Source organism: Marinifilum sp., assembly GCF_965230805.1.
Lineage (GTDB): Bacteria > Bacteroidota > Bacteroidia > Bacteroidales > Marinifilaceae > Marinifilum.
This window is the reverse complement of sequence record NZ_OZ246019.1, coordinates 2,130,533-2,147,978: the sequence shown is the minus strand read 5'-3', so window position 1 is coordinate 2,147,978 and position 17,446 is coordinate 2,130,533. Positions and strand designations below refer to the sequence as shown.

Annotated in this window: 17 protein-coding genes; 2 read left to right on the top strand and 15 right to left on the bottom strand. The window is 35.5% G+C overall.

Features of this window, described 5'->3' with window-relative positions:
• Positions 1-14: 14 nt before the first annotated feature.
• The 7 genes from atpB to ACO05S_RS08585 all read right to left on the bottom strand — a co-directional run bounded on the left by atpB (position 15) and on the right by ACO05S_RS08585 (position 6,089).
• Positions 15-1,097 (bottom strand): F0F1 ATP synthase subunit A, encoded by a 1,083-nt coding sequence (atpB, locus tag ACO05S_RS08615; RefSeq protein WP_421921104.1) that lies wholly within the window; start codon positions 1,095-1,097, stop codon positions 15-17.
• 832 nt (positions 1,098-1,929) lie between these two features.
• Positions 1,930-2,166, bottom strand: a complete 237-nt coding sequence (locus ACO05S_RS08610; RefSeq protein WP_421921103.1) for an AtpZ/AtpI family protein — start codon at positions 2,164-2,166, stop codon at positions 1,930-1,932.
• Positions 2,150-2,521, bottom strand: coding sequence for a bactofilin family protein (locus ACO05S_RS08605; RefSeq protein ID WP_421921102.1), 372 nt, complete (start codon positions 2,519-2,521; stop codon positions 2,150-2,152). Before ACO05S_RS08605 ends, ACO05S_RS08610 begins: the two co-directional genes overlap by 17 nt.
• A gap of 284 nt (positions 2,522-2,805) precedes the next feature.
• Positions 2,806-3,804 carry a beta-ketoacyl-ACP synthase III gene (locus ACO05S_RS08600; RefSeq protein WP_421921101.1) on the bottom strand — a complete coding sequence of 333 codons (999 nt, stop codon included), beginning with the start codon at positions 3,802-3,804 and terminating at the stop codon, positions 2,806-2,808.
• A 213-nt stretch (positions 3,805-4,017) separates the two neighbouring features.
• Positions 4,018-4,203, bottom strand: coding sequence for a 50S ribosomal protein L32 (rpmF, locus tag ACO05S_RS08595; RefSeq protein ID WP_083464500.1), 186 nt, complete (start codon positions 4,201-4,203; stop codon positions 4,018-4,020).
• Positions 4,204-4,219: 16 nt separating this feature from the next.
• Positions 4,220-4,747, bottom strand: coding sequence for a YceD family protein (locus ACO05S_RS08590; RefSeq protein WP_421921100.1), 528 nt, complete (start codon positions 4,745-4,747; stop codon positions 4,220-4,222).
• Positions 4,748-4,946: 199 nt separating this feature from the next.
• A complete protein-coding gene (locus tag ACO05S_RS08585; protein WP_421921099.1) occupies positions 4,947-6,089 on the bottom strand; it encodes a sensor histidine kinase in 1,143 nt (380 codons plus the stop codon).
• 219 nt (positions 6,090-6,308) lie between these two features.
• Here ACO05S_RS08585 and ACO05S_RS08580 point away from each other — a divergent pair, with 219 nt between their 5' ends.
• Complete coding sequence (locus ACO05S_RS08580; RefSeq protein ID WP_421921098.1) at positions 6,309-6,833, top strand: YceI family protein; 525 nt, start codon at positions 6,309-6,311, stop codon at positions 6,831-6,833.
• Position 6,834: 1 nt separating this feature from the next.
• Here ACO05S_RS08580 and mnmH read toward each other — a convergent pair whose 3' ends face one another.
• Both mnmH and rsgA read right to left on the bottom strand, forming a co-directional pair.
• A complete protein-coding gene (mnmH, locus tag ACO05S_RS08575; protein ID WP_421921097.1) occupies positions 6,835-7,866 on the bottom strand; it encodes a tRNA 2-selenouridine(34) synthase MnmH in 1,032 nt (343 codons plus the stop codon).
• A gap of 88 nt (positions 7,867-7,954) precedes the next feature.
• Entirely contained in the window at positions 7,955-8,881 is a 927-nt protein-coding gene (rsgA, locus tag ACO05S_RS08570; RefSeq protein WP_421921096.1) for a ribosome small subunit-dependent GTPase A, read from the bottom strand.
• A 186-nt stretch (positions 8,882-9,067) separates the two neighbouring features.
• Here rsgA and ACO05S_RS08565 point away from each other — a divergent pair, with 186 nt between their 5' ends.
• Positions 9,068-9,835: an exodeoxyribonuclease III gene (locus ACO05S_RS08565; RefSeq protein WP_421921095.1), complete on the top strand. Its 768-nt coding sequence runs from the start codon at positions 9,068-9,070 to the stop codon at positions 9,833-9,835.
• A 47-nt stretch (positions 9,836-9,882) separates the two neighbouring features.
• Here the strand turns inward: ACO05S_RS08565 and ACO05S_RS08560 are convergent, their stop codons facing one another.
• The 6 genes from ACO05S_RS08560 to ACO05S_RS08535 form a co-directional block, all read right to left on the bottom strand.
• Entirely contained in the window at positions 9,883-11,469 is a 1,587-nt protein-coding gene (locus ACO05S_RS08560; RefSeq protein ID WP_421921094.1) for an aspartate:alanine exchanger family transporter, read from the bottom strand.
• A 238-nt stretch (positions 11,470-11,707) separates the two neighbouring features.
• A complete protein-coding gene (pepE, locus tag ACO05S_RS08555; RefSeq protein WP_421921093.1) occupies positions 11,708-12,418 on the bottom strand; it encodes a dipeptidase PepE in 711 nt (236 codons plus the stop codon).
• Between the two features lie 51 nt (positions 12,419-12,469).
• Positions 12,470-14,467, bottom strand: a complete 1,998-nt coding sequence (locus tag ACO05S_RS08550; RefSeq protein ID WP_421921092.1) for a tetratricopeptide repeat-containing sensor histidine kinase — start codon at positions 14,465-14,467, stop codon at positions 12,470-12,472.
• 200 nt (positions 14,468-14,667) lie between these two features.
• Positions 14,668-15,732 carry an outer membrane beta-barrel protein gene (locus ACO05S_RS08545; RefSeq protein ID WP_421921091.1) on the bottom strand — a complete coding sequence of 355 codons (1,065 nt, stop codon included), beginning with the start codon at positions 15,730-15,732 and terminating at the stop codon, positions 14,668-14,670.
• Positions 15,733-15,797: 65 nt separating this feature from the next.
• On the bottom strand, positions 15,798-16,883 hold the full coding sequence (locus tag ACO05S_RS08540; RefSeq protein ID WP_421921090.1) for a hypothetical protein: 1,086 nt from the start codon (positions 16,881-16,883) through the stop codon (positions 15,798-15,800).
• Positions 16,884-16,894: 11 nt separating this feature from the next.
• A complete protein-coding gene (locus tag ACO05S_RS08535) occupies positions 16,895-17,380 on the bottom strand; it encodes an RNA polymerase sigma factor (protein ID WP_421921089.1) in 486 nt (161 codons plus the stop codon).
• Between the last annotated feature and the right edge of the window lie 66 nt (positions 17,381-17,446).

Here is a 17,446-nt window from a genome sequence, read left to right as displayed (position 1 = left end):
GGAGTTGAAAATTCTTAATGATGCTCTTCCGTAGCCATACCAAAGTAAAGCGCTGAAAGAAGCGTAAATACATATGCCTGTATCAATGCTACAAGCAGCTCTAACATATTCATAAAAATCACGAACAATATCGAAACAATCGAGGTACCATATCCTAACATTGGACTGATTTCTCCGAATATGAAGATCAAACTCACAAATGCCAAAACGATCATGTGACCTGCCGTAATGTTAGCAAACAAACGAACCATCAATACAAATGGTTTTGTGAACACACCCATTAATTCAACCAATGGCATCAAAGGCACTGGGAATTTTAACCACCATGGTACCCCAGGTGTATTAAATATATGCACCCAGTAGTTTTTATTTCCACTAAAGGTGGTGATAATAAAAGTAAATACAGCCAATACCATTGTAATGGTAATATTACCTGTTACGTTTGCTCCTCCCGGAACTAATGGAACCAAACCCATTAGGTTATTCAACCAAATAAAGAAGAAAACAGTTAATAGGAAAGGCATGTATTTTTCGTGTTTCTTTTCACCAATAGCAGGCTTTGCAATCTCGTCGCGCACAAATAAAATTAGTGGCTCCATAAGCGATTGAATTCCTTTCGGAGCTTTACCTTTTCTTCGTGTGTAAGCTTTTGCAACTGAAATGAAAATCCATAGAAGGATCACCATACTAACTAACATTGCAACAACATTCTTGGTCATTGAAATATCAAAAGGACGAACTTCCTGTCCATTAATCTTTTCGACAAGTTTGCCTTTAAATTCACCTTCATGTGCAATGTAAAATCCTTTGTAAGCACTGTGACCATGATGAAGCTTACTTGACATAAATACATTGAGTCCCGACTGCTCCGAAATCACAATTACGGGAAGAGGAACCGATACATGCTTGTCTTTATAGGATAGAACATGCCAATCGTAAGCATCAGCAATATGATCCATAATAAAGCTTCCGGGTTCAAATTTTTCATTCTTATGAGTATCGTGGTGAGCATGTTTGTCATGTTCATCAGAAGCAAACGCAGTAGCAGCGCTGGCAATAAAGAAGGCGATTAGTAGTAATCGATGAATGTTTTTCATACTTACATCACTTGCTATGAATTATTCTTCCTTTGGGAGAGAACGATTCAATCTGTTATTTTAATTGTCAATAGACTTGTTATCAATATGGTCTCTCTTAAGATCCTCCATATTTGATTTTTGTCCCTCAAATTTAATAAAAAAAGTTCTCCGTAAAACTTTTTTAAATTATTTAACGTGAACTTGTCAAAAATTCCACACAAAGACAATTCTGTTTACCATAGATTCGAAATAAATTCATAGATAATGGCAAGTTATTTTGAGGATTTTTTTATTGTGAACATGTCATATAGAGAGTTTCTCATCCTGTTTTAAACTCCTTAGGCATAAATCCTCTGCAATGTTCGTTCTAAATCCCGATATTTGTTCATAAAGTTTGAGGAAGTGTTCTACTTGAAAAGCGAACCAATTGTGACAAAAGTTTAGGTTGATCTTTCCTTATTCAAGATCTCAAAGTTCTAGTGAGCGCAATTACTTCGAAGACGGTGTAAACCACATAGCAAAAGGCAAAAAACAAAACGAAGCTCAATGCCTGCGCCCTGTTCAATAAAACGTAAATAATTATAAAACTAAGATTCAGGAACAATTTTATTCCAAACCAAGCCATGTAATTTGTATGGAAAACCCGGGGTTCGCCCTTCGATAATTTTAACAACTTATAATGCTGAAAACAATTAAATAGAAAAAAATACAAAATCACGAAAGGAAATACATAATTGAACCATTGTTCGAAAACAGTTAGAAACAAGCTAAACGAACCAATTAGCAATACAAGCGAAATTAATCCCAACCTATAAATGTACAATCTGTATCTTTTTTCCATAAATCTGTATTACTTCATCTTGATGAAATCTTTAACTGCAAAGTACAAAGCCAGAAATACACCGAGTATTGCACCTATAAATGTAAATAAGGGAAATTCTTTTTGCAGATACTCATCCAATTTTATACCAGCATATAAAACAAGCAGAATAACTACTATCATTTGAAAAGCTAAGCCTGAATATTTAATTGCAGAACTTAGCTGTTTCTTCTTTTTATTTTCTTTAGGATTACTTTTTCTTTTCATCCTTTGCAGGTGCTGCCTCACCCATTTTACAAGATCCTGTAAATTTAGCTCCAGGTTCAACAGATATCTTATCTGTAGCAATGTTCCCCAAGATTAATGCTGTCGACTTTAGGTTTACCATTTCCGATGCAATAATATTGCCTTCTACCCTACCCGATACATCAATCGTTTTACAATTTACATCTCCTTCAATCTTACCGGTATTTCCTACAACTACCTTTCCGTTTACCTGCATCTTACCATTTAAATAGCCATCTATGCGGATGTCTCTTGAGGCTTGAATATCTCCTTTTATTGAAGTTCCATCACAAATAAGATTAACGGCTGTTGGTTGTACTTCGTTGTTTCTGCTCATTTTATTTTTTTTACTAAACATATTTGAATTCGTATTGATATAACAAGACCAATCGCTAAACACAACCAGTCTTACTTTGTCCTGAATTGATAAAATCTCAACTCAAAAAAAACCTAAAAAAGTATACGAACGGGTTCAATAATTTGAAGGTTCTACGGCACTCACGTCTGCGGACTCTACAAATATAAAAATTTGAGTAAGAAATCCCATTTCAAACCACTGATTCGAAACAAAAAAAGGCTTCTAAATAGAAGCCTCCGTAATATCTTGTAATCATATCACTCTTACTTGGGATCGTAACCCCATTTCAAAAGAATAGATCCCCAGGTAAAACCAGCACCAAATCCTGAAAGAATAATATGATCTCCTTTTTTCAATTGCTCCTCCCATTCCCACAAACACAAAGGAATAGTTGCAGAAGTTGTGTTCCCGTACTTTTCGATGTTAATCATCACTTTTTCCTTCGCCAAGCCCATTCTTTTTGCTGTAGCTTCAATTATACGGTTATTTGCCTGATGCGGAACCAACCAAGCCAAATCATCAGCAGTGATGTGGTGTTTCTCCATCATTTCAACAGAAACATCAGCCATGTTAGAAACAGCATGTTTAAATACGTGATTTCCTTCCTGATATATAAAATGTTCTCGAGCATCAACCGTTTCATGTGAAGCTGGCTTGCATGAACCACCTGCCTTTTGATGCAAATGCTTGCGCCCAAAGCCAGCCGTATGCAGAATTTCGTCAATTACCCCAACTTCGTCGCTGGTTGGCTCGAGAAGTACTGCTGCCGAACCATCACCAAAAATCGCACAGGTTTGTCGATCGGTGTAATCCACAATTGAAGACATTTTCTCTGCTCCAACAATCACAACTTTCTTGTACATTCCTGATTGAACATACTTCGAACCTGTTGCCAAGGCATACAAAAAGCCTGAGCAACCTGCATTCAAGTCAAAACTAAATGCATTATTAATTTCTAGCTTATCGCTGATAATGTTTGCTGTTGCAGGAAACTGCATATCAGGAGTTACTGTTGCACAAATCACCAAGTCAACTTCCTCTGGAGATGTTCCTGTTTTTTCGAGCAACTGCTTAACGGCTCTTGCTCCTAATTCTGATGATCCTTGTCCTTCACCTTTTAGAATTCTTCTTTCTTTAATACCAATACGAGTCATGATCCACTCATCTGATGTGTCAACCATGGTACTTAATTCGTCGTTGGTAAGAATATAGTCGGGAACATAAGCCCCAACTCCAGTTATAACTGCATTAATTTTTGACATTGTTTAAGCTTACTTAGTGTTTATCAGATAATTCAGCTTACAAGTATACATATTTTTCTCTATCTAAACACTGAATTCACTGCTTAATCTTAAAACAGTAGACTCAAAAAGTTGGGCTATAGCGAGAAGAATCATGTATAACGCAAATTTGCCCCTGAGAAGAATCTAAGGAGCAAATTAATATCGCTTCAAACCTAATTAATTGTACTTAGGCTATGCTGTAACTTCTTTTTCAATAGCTAATTTGCCTCTGTAATAACCGCACTCAGGGCAAACAGTGTGATATTTAACAGTTGCTCCACAATTTGAGCAAGATGCTAAAGTAGCAGGAGTTGTTCTAAGATGACTTCTTCTCTTATTTCTTCTCTGCTTCGACGTTCTGTGTTTTGGATGTGCCATTTTTCAACCTATTTAACTAATTATTATCTATCAATTTTCTTAATTCATTCCATCTCGGGTCAATCTTCTCTTCCTCATTCACCGAAAGGTCATTCAATTTTTGAATCATTATTTCATTACAAGTGCTGTTTCCATCCTCATCATCGGGATGCACAAAGCTTAAAGGTAAACTTAATTCAAACAGCTCATAGATGTATTGTGCTACATTGATCTCGTTCTCTGATTCAGCCAGAACAATTACATCATCTGCCAGCTCTTCGTGTTCTTCACCAAACTTTAAATGAAGAGAGTTTTCACCCTCAACTTTTATTTCCAGATCTTCCAAACACCTGTCGCAAGCAACTTTTAAGCTTCCTTTTAATTTAAATTCCAGAGTGGTTACCAAAGTTTTTTTGTTGAAACTAACTTTAACATCGGCTTCAGCTTGGTAAACATCGTCCTCCTGAAAATACGCAAAGAATTTACGATCTACTTTGAACTCGAATTCATGTAAACCATCCTTTAAACCCTTAAAAGGAATCGTATATTTGCTTAGATATTCCAAAATATTCAAATAAAACTTTGCAAAAGTATAAAAATTAATCTTACGTATTCACAAATGATTGCATCTTTTTTGTCAATTTCAAGCAATTACCAATCACAAACCGACAACTAATATGCGATCCCGCCTAAAAACGGGCTGCAAAAATAAGGAGTTCTTTTTTGGTTTCAAAACTTTTTGGAAGATTTGAAAACCAGTTATTTCACTTTAGAGGTAAAATGATTCTAAAAACTGTTCCCTTTCCCAATTCAGAGCTGGCAACAAATATTTTTCCACTATGATAATTTTCAATGATCCTTTTGGCGAGTGACAGACCTAAGCCCCATCCTCTTTTCTTTGAAGTATAGCCCGGCTTGAACACGGTACTAAACTGACTTTTAGCAATCCCCTTGCCGGTGTCTTTAATATCCAAAACAATTTTATCCTTGCCCTGACGAAGTAAAAAATTTAGCTCACCTTTGCCTTCCATTGCGTCCACTGCATTCTTGGTAAGGTTTTCTATCACCCAGGAAAACAATTCTTTATTTAAAGGAACCGATTCATTTTTTGCCTCATTCCTAAAAACAAAATCGATTTTACCCGATGTTCTTTTCTTTAGGTATTCGATACTGCTTTCTAAAATCTCTCTTACATTTTGATCTTTTAAGATAGGCTTTGATCCTATTTTTGAGAAACGCTCTGCGATCACCTCTAAGCGTGTTACGTCTTTCGACATTTCGTCTATCATTGATTGACTTGGGCTTCCTGCTTTCATTAGTTCCATCCAAGCCATTAAGGAGCTAATTGGTGTACCCAGCTGATGAGCCGTTTCTTTCGACATCCCAACCCAAACACGATTTTGCTCGGCTGATTTGGAATATGAAAAGGCCAGAAATGCAATAATTATGAATGTGATAATGGCTCCCAACTGGATAAAAGGATACCAAGCCAATCGTTTTAAAAGATTAGAATCATCGAAATACAAATAGTTTTTTCCATTAACAATCGGTATTTCTATAAAATGATTCCCAGCTTTCATTTCAGACAGCTTCTTCCGTAAAACTTTATCCTCTTGCCCTGTGGAATAATTGATGTTACGATGCGCTACAATACTATCATTATCATCAACCAAAATAACCGGGATCGTTTCATTCTGCTCCATAATTTTAAGAATCAGCTCTACATCTTGATTAGGATTAACATCCAGTTCGCTAATGCCAATAGCCCAAAGTTCAACCTTCTTGGCCTCTTCGTAAGCCAGTTTCTTCACCAAATTATTGGTATATAGAATCGATACTACTACAATAATAAGAGCAATAAACAGAAAATAGTATTTCCAATTCCGATTCTTAATGTAAAAGTCCAATGTTGAGTATTAATGGTTTCTGATAAAGGTAACGACAAATCAAAAATTATCTTATCTGAGCGGGAAAAAATATCTTAGTGATACTTGTATATCATTTGTCGGCTAGTTTACAAATCAAGCAATTAGTTTCTCTTCGATCAACCATTATGGATTATATTTGTTTTTAAGTGAAAGCCTTGTCCCATTTTCCTAATTAATAACTATTTAAATTCATAAAAGATGATAAAAAGATTAGTCTTGTTAGCAGTTTTTGTGGGTGGTATTCTATTTACAAGCTCCTCTCAAAATATAGTAATGGATAAATCTAATGTTGAATTTCGTGTTGCCAATCTTGGCGCCAATACAGTAAAAGGCAAGTTTACAGGGATGACTGGAAATGTAACATTTGATCCTAAAAACATTGCGAAAGCTAGTTTTGATGTTTGTATTGATGCAACATCAATAAACACACGAATGAAAAAAAGGGATACAGCTTTAAAAGGGCCTAAGTATTTCGATATAGCCCGCTATCCTGAAATTTGTTTTGCATCCAAAACAGTTTCTCGCACAGGCATGAACTATAAAGTAATCGGTTCACTTTCCATGCATGGCGTAAAAAAGGAAGTTGAGATCATTTTTAATTCCTCTCGCAATACACTGACAGGAAAACTCAAAGTCAATCGCTTAGACTATAAAATTGGCCCAAAAAGCGGCGTTTTTGTTGGTAAACAGGTAGACATTACGATTACTTGTGTAGTTGAATGATTTACTTTTTTAAAGAATTGTAATACGCTATCACTTTTTTTGCATTTTCTTTCGGATCATCTTTATCCAATTCCAAGTAATGAATTGTTTGACCTTCTCTTTTTGACAAGCCATGTTTGTATGCTTTATCGTAATAGTTCAAGCTTATATTGGCAGCTGTTGCATAATCTCCCTTCACTAAACTTTCTGTAGCTAATGTTACATTCTGTCCTCCTAACCTCTTTCCAATTTTTAAGATCATTTGTGCCAATACTTCCGCATCGAAACAAGCATATTCTTTTACTAAGCGCTTTATTCTTTCGGATTTAGGTACCTGAATTTGAATTACATCGCTTTGTCGCATTCGTCGGAATAATGCATCATTTATCCACACTGAACCAATTGATTTGCTCTCATCTTCAATCCAAATTGCTTGGTTTGGATCTAAATCTAACCAAACATTGGCCAGTAAATTTTCAAAATTTTCGTTGCTGGGTTGCTCAAGCTGACCCAATGATCCAAAAACAGATCCCTTGTGATGTGCAATACCTTCCAAATCGAGGATTTGTGCCCCAAGTTTTTTCATTTCATGCAGCACCGCTGTCTTCCCACTTCCAGTCATCCCTCCAAGCACAAGCAATTCCGACTTTTCAGTAAATTGTTGACGAATATACCTTCTGTAAGCCTTATATCCTCCTTCAAGTACATATACTTTACATCCTGCTGTTTCGAATAACCAGGCCATACTTCCGCTGCGCATTCCTCCACGCCAGCAATGCACCATAATTTCCTTTTGAACTGCGTATTCCATCGCCGCGTTTACAAATGAAGTCAGCTTAGATCCCACCAATTCAAGCCCTAAGAGTACTGCAGCATCCTTACTTTCTCTCTTGTACTTCGTTCCTACTAAAACCCTCTCTTCGTTCGTAAAAATTGGAATGTTAAATGCACCCGGAATATGTCCCTCCTTAAACTCTGCCGGAGTTCTAACATCAATTATCGGAATTGATTTACCCATTTCCAGGAATTCTTTGGTTTTTAGTACTTTTGCCATTTTTGCGGTGGTTTTCAGCTAATGCCTTATGCAAAAAGCACGTAATAACTACGTGCTGAATTATATCTTTTTAAATAAAAATCTTTTACTAAATTCTGTATTTGCTATCCTCATCCTCCATAACCATTCCAAGGTAACTTTCGTATCGGGTGATACTAATTTCTCCTGCTTCAACAGCAGCCTTTACTGCACATTTGGGTTCATGAATGTGACTACAATTGTTGAACTGACAATGTTTCGATGCCTCAAAAATTTCAGGAAAAAAGTGCGAGATTTCTTCTTTTTCCATATCAATTGTTCCAAAACCCCTGATCCCGGGAGTATCAATAATATAACCACCAAAATCCAACTCAAACATCTCTGAAAAAGTAGTTGTATGCTTTCCCTGTGAATGGGCTTCGGAAATCTCTCCGGTTTTTAGATTCAACCCAGGTTGGATGGCATTAATTAATGTTGATTTGCCTACTCCCGAATGTCCTGATAAAAGGTTGATCTTATCTCTTAGCGCTTCTTTTATAATATCGAGATGTGTACCGTTCTTTGCTGAAATTTCGTAACATTTGTAACCAATCTTTTCATAAATTGCCTTTAACCCATCCAATCGATCCATATCATTGGGTCGATATCGGTCAATCTTATTAAAAATAAGCTTTACAGTAATATGGTATGCTTCGGCTGTAGCTAAAAATCTATCAATAAAGGTTGTTGTTGTAAGTGGGTAATTTACGGTTACAATTAAGAATGCCTGATCGACATTGGAGGCAATAATCTGACTATGCTTGGAAAGGTTAGATGACTTTCGAATGATGTAGTTTTTGCGATCGTGAATGTTAACAATCACCTTCGATTCTTTATCTTCTTCGAAATCTACTTTATCGCCCACCGAAATTGGATTGGTGGTTCTGATTCCCTCCATTCTAAATCGCCCTTTAATACGGCAATTGTGTACTTCTCCATCGTTGGTTTTTACAGTATACCAACTCCCTGTTGATTTTATTACCAGTCCTTCTTTCAATGTCTATTGGTTTTTGTACAAAAATAGTTGATTTTAAGTAAAAGAGAGCATTTTGTGAATGTGTAATTTCGTGATTTTGTAATTTTGGTTTTCATATAGCTTCTTCGAAGTAAAGCTTTTTTATATCTTCACAATGGTAAATTGACAAATACTCAATTTTACTAATACACAAACTCACGAAATAATATGAAAAAAATTATAAGCTACAATGTTAATGGCATACGTGCTGCATTGGGGAAAGACCTAATTGGTTGGTTAAAGGAAGAAAATCCGGACATATTATTGATTCAAGAAACCAAAGCACAACCTGAACAAATTGAATCTCATTTGTTTGAAGAATTGGGATACCATTGCTATTGGTTCTCTGCTGAAAAAAAAGGTTATAGTGGTGTTGGAATTTTAAGCAAACAAAAGCCAGATGCTATCGTCACAGGTGTGAGCAACGAGAAATACGACATTGAAGGAAGAGCTATTAGAGCTGATTTTGGTGATATTTCGGTATTTAGTACCTATCATCCTTCAGGAACAACCGGAGGTCCTCGTCAGGACTATAAAATGGAATGGTTGGCCTATTTTCAGGAATATATCAATGAATTGAAAAAGGAACGTCCAAACTTGGTTATCGGTGGCGATTATAACATCTGTCATAAAGAAATTGATATCAGCAAACCCGAAAAGAAAAAAGGTGTCTCGGGCTTTTTACCTGAAGAAAGAGAATGGGTAAGCAATTTTATTGAAAGTGGTTTTATTGATTCTTTCCGTGTTTTCGATCAATCACCAGACAAATACAGCTGGTGGAGCTATAGAGCTGGTTCCAGAGCCAAGAATCTGGGATGGAGAATAGATTACCACATGGTAAGTAAGAGCTTACAAGATAAGCTAAAAGGAGCTACCATTCTTGCCGATGTGGTTCACTCAGATCATTGTCCAATTGTATTAGAAATTGATTTTTAATTAAATAACAATCGTCCGTCAGGCAAATAAGTTCTGACGGATTTTTTTTAGAATAAACTTAAAATCTGAACACAAACAATAAGAAATACCATAGCAATTGGATAAACCGTAGCATAAGCTATGGATTGTGCGCTTGAATCGGACATGCCATCAACAGCGGCTAAACCTGGTGTACTGGTCATGCTGCCTGTTAAAGCTCCCAGTAAATTGAGAATATTCATTTTTAATACAAAGTGCCCAATTAGGGTGGTTAGTATCATTGGCATTAAGGTAATACCAATGCCTACGGAAAATAGTACCCATCCTGATTCCTGAAAGGTTTGCTCTAAATGAGCTCCTGCACTGGTTCCAACCACGGCCAAAAACATGAGTAATCCCAACTGCCTGAGTAGTTGGTTAGATGATCCTGACATGGTCCAAAGAATAGGCCCAGTTTTTCCTATTCTACTCAATATCAGAGCCACAATAAGTACACCTCCCGTTAATCCCAAACCGAAGGTAAAATCATCTGAAAAAGAGATTTTTAACTTCCCCACCAACACGCCAAGTACAATTCCTGTTGCAATTGGGAAAAAATCGGTATCAGACAGTTTCTTACTGTCGTTACCAAACAAGTGACGCACGTTATTAATATTTCCGGTTCCACAGGCTACCACCAGTTTGTCTCCAAAACGAATTTCCGATTTTGAACTGGCTACCATATCAATTCCGGCTCTGCGGATGCGTGTAATACGGGCATTGTAATTGGCCAAAACGTTTAACTGCCCAATGGTTTTATTTACAACTTGCTTGTTTGTTACTAAAATTGATTCAACCACATAATCCCTGCTCAAAGGGATATTTTCTTCTGTTGCTTCACCAATTATCATTTTAGCACTTTCCAAAGCCTGTTCGGTACCAATTAGTTTTACAATATCGCCACTTTCTAAGATGGTATCGGGTGTAGGAACAATTGTTTTACCATTGTGCATGATTCGGGAAATATTGGCTTGAGTCATCGATCGAATTTTTAACTCGGCAATGCTTTTACCAACAATATTTTCATTCTCAACTACAAAGTTCTTATTAAAAAGCTCAGGGAAATTTTGCTGAGCCGCATCTTCCAGCTTTTGTGTTTCTTTGCAGATATCCACTTTAAACAATTTAGGATACATTCTCACAAACAATATTACCCCAATAACTCCAAAAGGATAAGCAATACCATAGCCTATTGATGCCATTGCCGATTGCGTAGTTTCAATGGCAGCGGCAAGTCCGGGTGTACTGGTTAGCGATCCGGTTAATAATCCGATAGCTATGTTGGTATCAATATTAAAGATCAAGGCAAACAAAACAGTAATTAAGGAAGCACTTCCCACTAAAATAATGGCAAGTATAACCAACTCTCTCCCATTCTTTTTAAAGGATTCAAAAAAACCTGGGCCAGCTTGAATTCCTATGGTAAAAATAAAGAGTGTTAATCCTATTTTTTGAATATCCTCAGGAATACTAACTCCGTAATGACCAAAAACCAAGGCAACAAAAATTACTGCTGAAACATCGAGTGAAATGCCTTTTACTTTGATGTTACCTACAACAAAGCCTATTGCAACGATAAGAAACAAAACAAAATAAGCCGACGCGAATAAGTCCATGAGTGTATGGTTGTTTATGTTTTTACTTTAAAGTGATTTTGGCACAAATCTTCTCAATTCTCTTCGAAATATCCCGATATTCTTTCGAAAATTGGACAAATTTTCCAATCAAAATCAGACCAAACTGTGCCAGAATTTTAGAGCGAACTTAGGTTACTTTGGCAGTAAAGTTAGAAATTCAAAACAAACAAAGCGATTAAGTTTCCCTAATCGCTTTATTAATTTTTTTAGATGAATCTTATTTCAATAAGAAATTAAAATCGTCATTTGCACCTAATTCATAAGTTTCGATGCCATTTTTAAATATTCGGCACTGCCTTTTACCAATCAGTTTAATCTCGTTGTCCTCTACAAGAAACATGGTGGCTTCCCGCAATCCTGCCACATAAACATCTCGATTCAACACCATGAATTCGTTAATTCGATCTTCACGTGTTTCCCCACCATGTCCATCAGGATTTTTATCCAGATAATGAGGATTAATTTGAAATGGAATAAGGTTTAAAGCATTAAAACTCATCGGATCTATTATTGGCATATCATTGGTAGTTTTGATGGTAGGGCAAGTTAGGTTTGATCCTGCACTCCAACCAATGTATGGTGCTTTTTCATTGATCACCTTATTGCGAATTGGCTCGGTAAGCTTGTACTTGTGAATCAAGTGAAGCAAATTCCAAGTACTTCCACCTCCTACTACAATTGCCTCTGCTTCCTCTACTGCCTTAATGGGATTCTCGAAACGATGAATGGATACCACATCATGTCCTACTTCATTAAACCTTTCCTTTACTTTAGCCTCGTAATCATCGAAAGATACAGTTACTCCGGCATAAGGAATGAACAATGCTTTTACGGGCTTATCTCCTAAAAACTCTTTGATATTGTGCTTTGGATAATCCAGGTATTCCTCCCCCGGATTTGTCGAATTACTGATCAGTAATAATCTCATTAGTATTTAAATTTTGTTTAAGCTAAGTGTTTTTCAGATCTAAAATACTTATTAATCAAGAGAAAGAAGTGTTTCTTTTTCTAATAATTCCAAATATTTTTCCTGATTCATAGGTCGCCTAGGAATAATAAATGCAAAGGTACTTCCTTTGTCTATCTCGCTGCTTACAATCATCTTACCATAATTCTTAGAAAGAAAATCACGACACAAAGTTAATCCCAATCCAGTACCTTTCTCCGCCGCTGTTCCATCGGTTGTTTTTCCATCGTATATATTATCGATCTGATCGGGTAACATGCCAATCCCATCATCTATAACGGATATTTTAACAAAGTATTTTCCAAGCTCGGATTTGATCTCAACACTTCCATCTTTTCTGGTAAATTTAATGGCATTGGAAATCAGGTTGCGCAGCACTGTATTAATCATATTCCAATCAACAAAAACCTCTATGTTTGGGTTTTTTGAAGTAAACAGTTTTATCGATTTAATTTTAGCCAAATCGCTCAACAATCCAATATTAGAATTGATTATTGAACTGGCATCAACCATTTGTTTATTGGCAGATAAAGTTGATGTTTGATTTTTAGCCCAAAACAAAAGGTTCTCAAGTAACTCGTATGCATTATCCGAAGAGTGAAATAATGCTTGAAGGAATTCCTCCTTATCTTGTTCGGTAAGATTTAAATCTTCTTCACCCAGGTACATTCTCAATCCATTACTGATATTGCCAATGGCTCCACGTAAATCATGTGCAATTAACGAGAACATTTTATCTTTGGTATCATTGGCAACACGAAGCTTGTCTTCACTAATTTTTATACGCTTCATCGCTTCAATCAGTTCTTCTTGATGCTGGTGCACCAAACTATTTTTAAGGTGAAGCAGTTCATTATCTCGTAAGTTGTTACGATATCTAATGATCAGCATAAACATGATCAAGATAAAAGCCAACAATATCAGCAATCCTATGATGTATTGGCGAGTGATTTTTAACTGCTGCTTTTGGTTTTCATCCCTTAATGCCTGGTTTTCATGATTTTTAATGCTCATGGCATGACGAGAATCCAAATCCTCAATTTTATTACTCAGCTTTTCGTTGGCAATTGAGTCTTGAAATTGCAGTAATTTTTGAAAAGCAATTACCGATTCTGATTGATTTCCTAGTTTCAAATTGTAATCAGCCAAAGTCCTGTAATAATCTCTAAATAACTTTTTCGATTTTAATTTGATGGCTATTGAATAACAATTGTCTAAATGTTTTTTTGCGTTTAACAGCTCTGCCTTTTTAAGATAATGTTTGGCCAGTTCCAACTCAAATGAACCTCGCTTGAAATTAGCATGTCCTGATTTATTAAACGGATCCTTTTGATAGGTCAATATGGCTTTTTCTGTATCGCCCATTTCGGCATACATCGAACCCAAATCATTTATGATTGAATTGATTAAAGATTTTTTATTAAGAGTTTTTGCAGATTCTAATGCACTCTCAAAATACTCTTCTGCTCGTTTATAATCTTTGTTGCCTTTATAGTAGAGCCCAAATAAATTCTTGCAATTTGCAATTCCTTTAACATCCTCCAACTTTTTATAAATTCCGAATGCCTCATTTGTATGCTCATATGTTTTATGCAGCTTATTTGTTTCATAATAAACCAATGCCAATTCAACATCTACATCGGCTGATTCTTTAATAAAATTGTGTGTTTGTGAATAATAATGAGCTCTTAACAAATAATCCAAGGAATTATCTAACTGGTTATCGATATGATATGCAATACCTAAATAATACATGGCCTTAAGCATGCTTTTTTCATTTTCGAGAGTTTGGGCTATACCCAATGCATGCTTAGATTTCTCAATTGCCAGAGAAGGATCAGTATTCCAGTAATATTTACTAAGATTCAGCAGTGCATTTAATTTGTTGTGACCTGCAGCTTTATCATAATTTTTTTGCAGACTATCTAAACTAATCTGAATATCAAAGTTTGCCTGGCTCGAAAAGATGAAACAAAGTGATAATAATAATGTAAGGGGAATTTTTTTCATGCCCCTAATATACTATTTTATGCTAAAAAAATCAAAACATGCCCAAATGGCTTACAAACAATAAAAAACGAGGCTGTCTCAAAAGGATTTTGTATTCGGGTAGGTATCTGTAAGATTTTCAAATACTCTACTCACCAACACATAAATCTACTTTTAAGACGGCCTCGTTTGATAATTATTATAATCGTGCTCGTTTCATTTTAAAAACTAATTAATGTAATACCCACTGTAAACGGTGTTAAATCTGGCCCTTTATTACTCTCAAATAACTCTGTAAGACCATAAGTGGCAAAAAAGTTTAACGAGCGATAACCGATTCTTGCATGAGCTGCATATCTTAAGGTTTTCAGCTTAAAATCATCATGATCTTTTACCTTATCACCATCATGTTTAATTTTTGTATGCGAACCAAGACGTAAACCGCCCACTACACCAGCCGACATGTGAACTCTTCTCTTCTTGTATTTCACGGGTATCTGAAACTCTAACAACAAAGGAACGGTAAGGTACAAAGTAGTTAACTTGGTTTTTTTAATCTTCCAATCTGGATAGGTTTCGAATAAATCAACCAGTTGAATAACTCCATTCTGTGTAGCTAAAGTAATATCATTATCAAAACGATAGTTGTTCCATTCCAAACCTAAACCCGTTATCAAGCCAATGGTATTTCTCTCCTTTTGTAAACTGATATCATATTGCAGAAAATTTAGGTTTACCGCTATTGATTTCGCCATATCCAATTCCATAAAATCATAAGCATATCCTGTATAACTTTCGTCCGAAAATCCATTTACTCCCATTTCAAAACCAGCCCAATGCCCCCTAAAGCCTGGCTCTTTTTCAAGAAAGAACTTGTCTTGATTGGGATCCCAGGGATGAACCCTTTCAATCTTGATTCTGGTTCCGTGCCACCCATCTATGATATTAATTTGTTTTCCTCCAATTCTAATTTTAGTGGTATCACGATCTTCCTGATAAGAAAATTTGCCTATTTTGCCAAGCTTAACTTTTGCTCCTTTGTCGGTCTGTACTGCCTTAACCACATTCTTGTTCATAAATTCTACCTTAACGGTGTCTTGGCTATCAGCTTTATGCAAGGTATGGGTCTTTTTTTCATTAGCTTTTTCCTTTTTATTCGACCAACTATCTTTTATCAAGACTTTTTTCTTCTTAAGAGTATCGGTTTTTAAGGTATCGATTGTATGCTGAGCATAAGCACCAAAGCCTACAACCAATGCAAAACACATAACAAGTAATTTTTTCATAATCATTTTTTTTAGATAATTCTATGGGTAAGACGATTTGTTGGTGTTTTTGTTACAGTGAACTTTTATTTTATTGATGTAGAAAAGCCTATCCCTTTGGTATTGAATTTTACACGCATTTTTTCAGTTTCAGAATCGTATTGTTTTTCTAATTGAACTTTTTTTCCTGTTATTTCCCCTAACTTTTCAACTCCCATTTTAGCTACTGCGTAAAGTATCGATTTGTTCCTTTTCTCAGGAATACTTGATTTCCATGCCATTCCTAAATTAGCCAATCCACTGCTAACAGGTACTTTATTTATTGTTTCAATTTTGTATTCTTCTATTTGAACATTTGCCAAAGCCTCAATTTCAGTAGTTTTTATAATATCAGGCAAACTGATTTTCTTAGGTTCTGCCTTGGTATTTTCTGTGAGGGTATTAACAATTGTATTAGAAACAGAAGGTTCTTCAATTTTATTCAATTTTGATTTACTTAAAGCAGTTAACTTATCCTGTGGGTCTTTCATATCAATTAGCAAGTTATTGCTCGCTTCTTCTAACTTTGAGTTGCTTGCAAAAAATTCTTTTGCAACATCATTTTTAGTATTTGTTTCGAAAATTGCTTTATTTACCGAATCTTTAAGTGCTAAATGATTATCCAAAATCTGCTCATCATCTTTTACAGATATTAAAACATCCAAAACCGAAACCAAAACCAATATAGAGGCTGCAACTCTAACTCCCGAAAGGAGCCAGTGAGGAATAATTTTTCGATCTTTTCTTTTTAATTCATCCCTATCAGGATAGAGAACCTCCAAATTGGCTTTTAGCCTTGTTTTTTCGAATTGCTGATATTGTGATTTTTCTATTAAATTGTTGTTTAGATAATAAATAAAGGCTTGATCTTCAATTCGCTCCAAATCTCCTTCTAATTTGGCAATACAGAATTCATCAAAGTCAAGCTTGAAAGGAATTTGTTTTAGTGATGATTTGTCAAGCTCAAGCTTATCCTCTTGCAATTCAAGTAAACACATTGCATCTAACTCTTTCTTTAAATCAGGATGATCAGAAAGGAAGTGTTCCAGTTTTTTCGTTTCTGAATCACTTAAATTTCCTTCCAGATAGTCAAGAAAGAACTCTTCGTAGTTGTATCTGTCTATTTCTCTCATCCTAAATATCTCTAAACCAATGTTTCTATACTTCCTATAAAATTTTTAAGATTTTTTCTTGCCCTGTATATATAAACCTTCACTTGCGATTCATTTAAGTCTGTAATCTTGGCTATTTCTGCATAAGAATATCCTTCATAATCGCGAAGCAAAATCACAGCACGTTGTATGTCCGATAATTTTTCGAGGGCAATGTTTAGTAGCTCTTTCAAATCACTATACTGACTGGAATGCGAATATTCTTTTACATCAACATTCTCAAAATCCTCTTTTCTTTTCTCTCTTCTTATCAAATCAATCATGGTACGATAAGCAGTTGTGAACAAATACGACTTTACTTTCTGATAATTTACATTCTCAACATTACGCCACAACTTCTCGAAACTATCTTGTACAATATCACGAGCTTTATCCTCATCTTTAATGTTTTTAAGGATAAAGCGAAACATGCCATCGGCATATTTGTCTACGCTTTTATTGTACTCTAAAGTATTCATTTAGGCTAGTTTCGTTTCTAGGACGCATAATACATTTGAAATGTTACAAGAAAATTGAAGAACCAA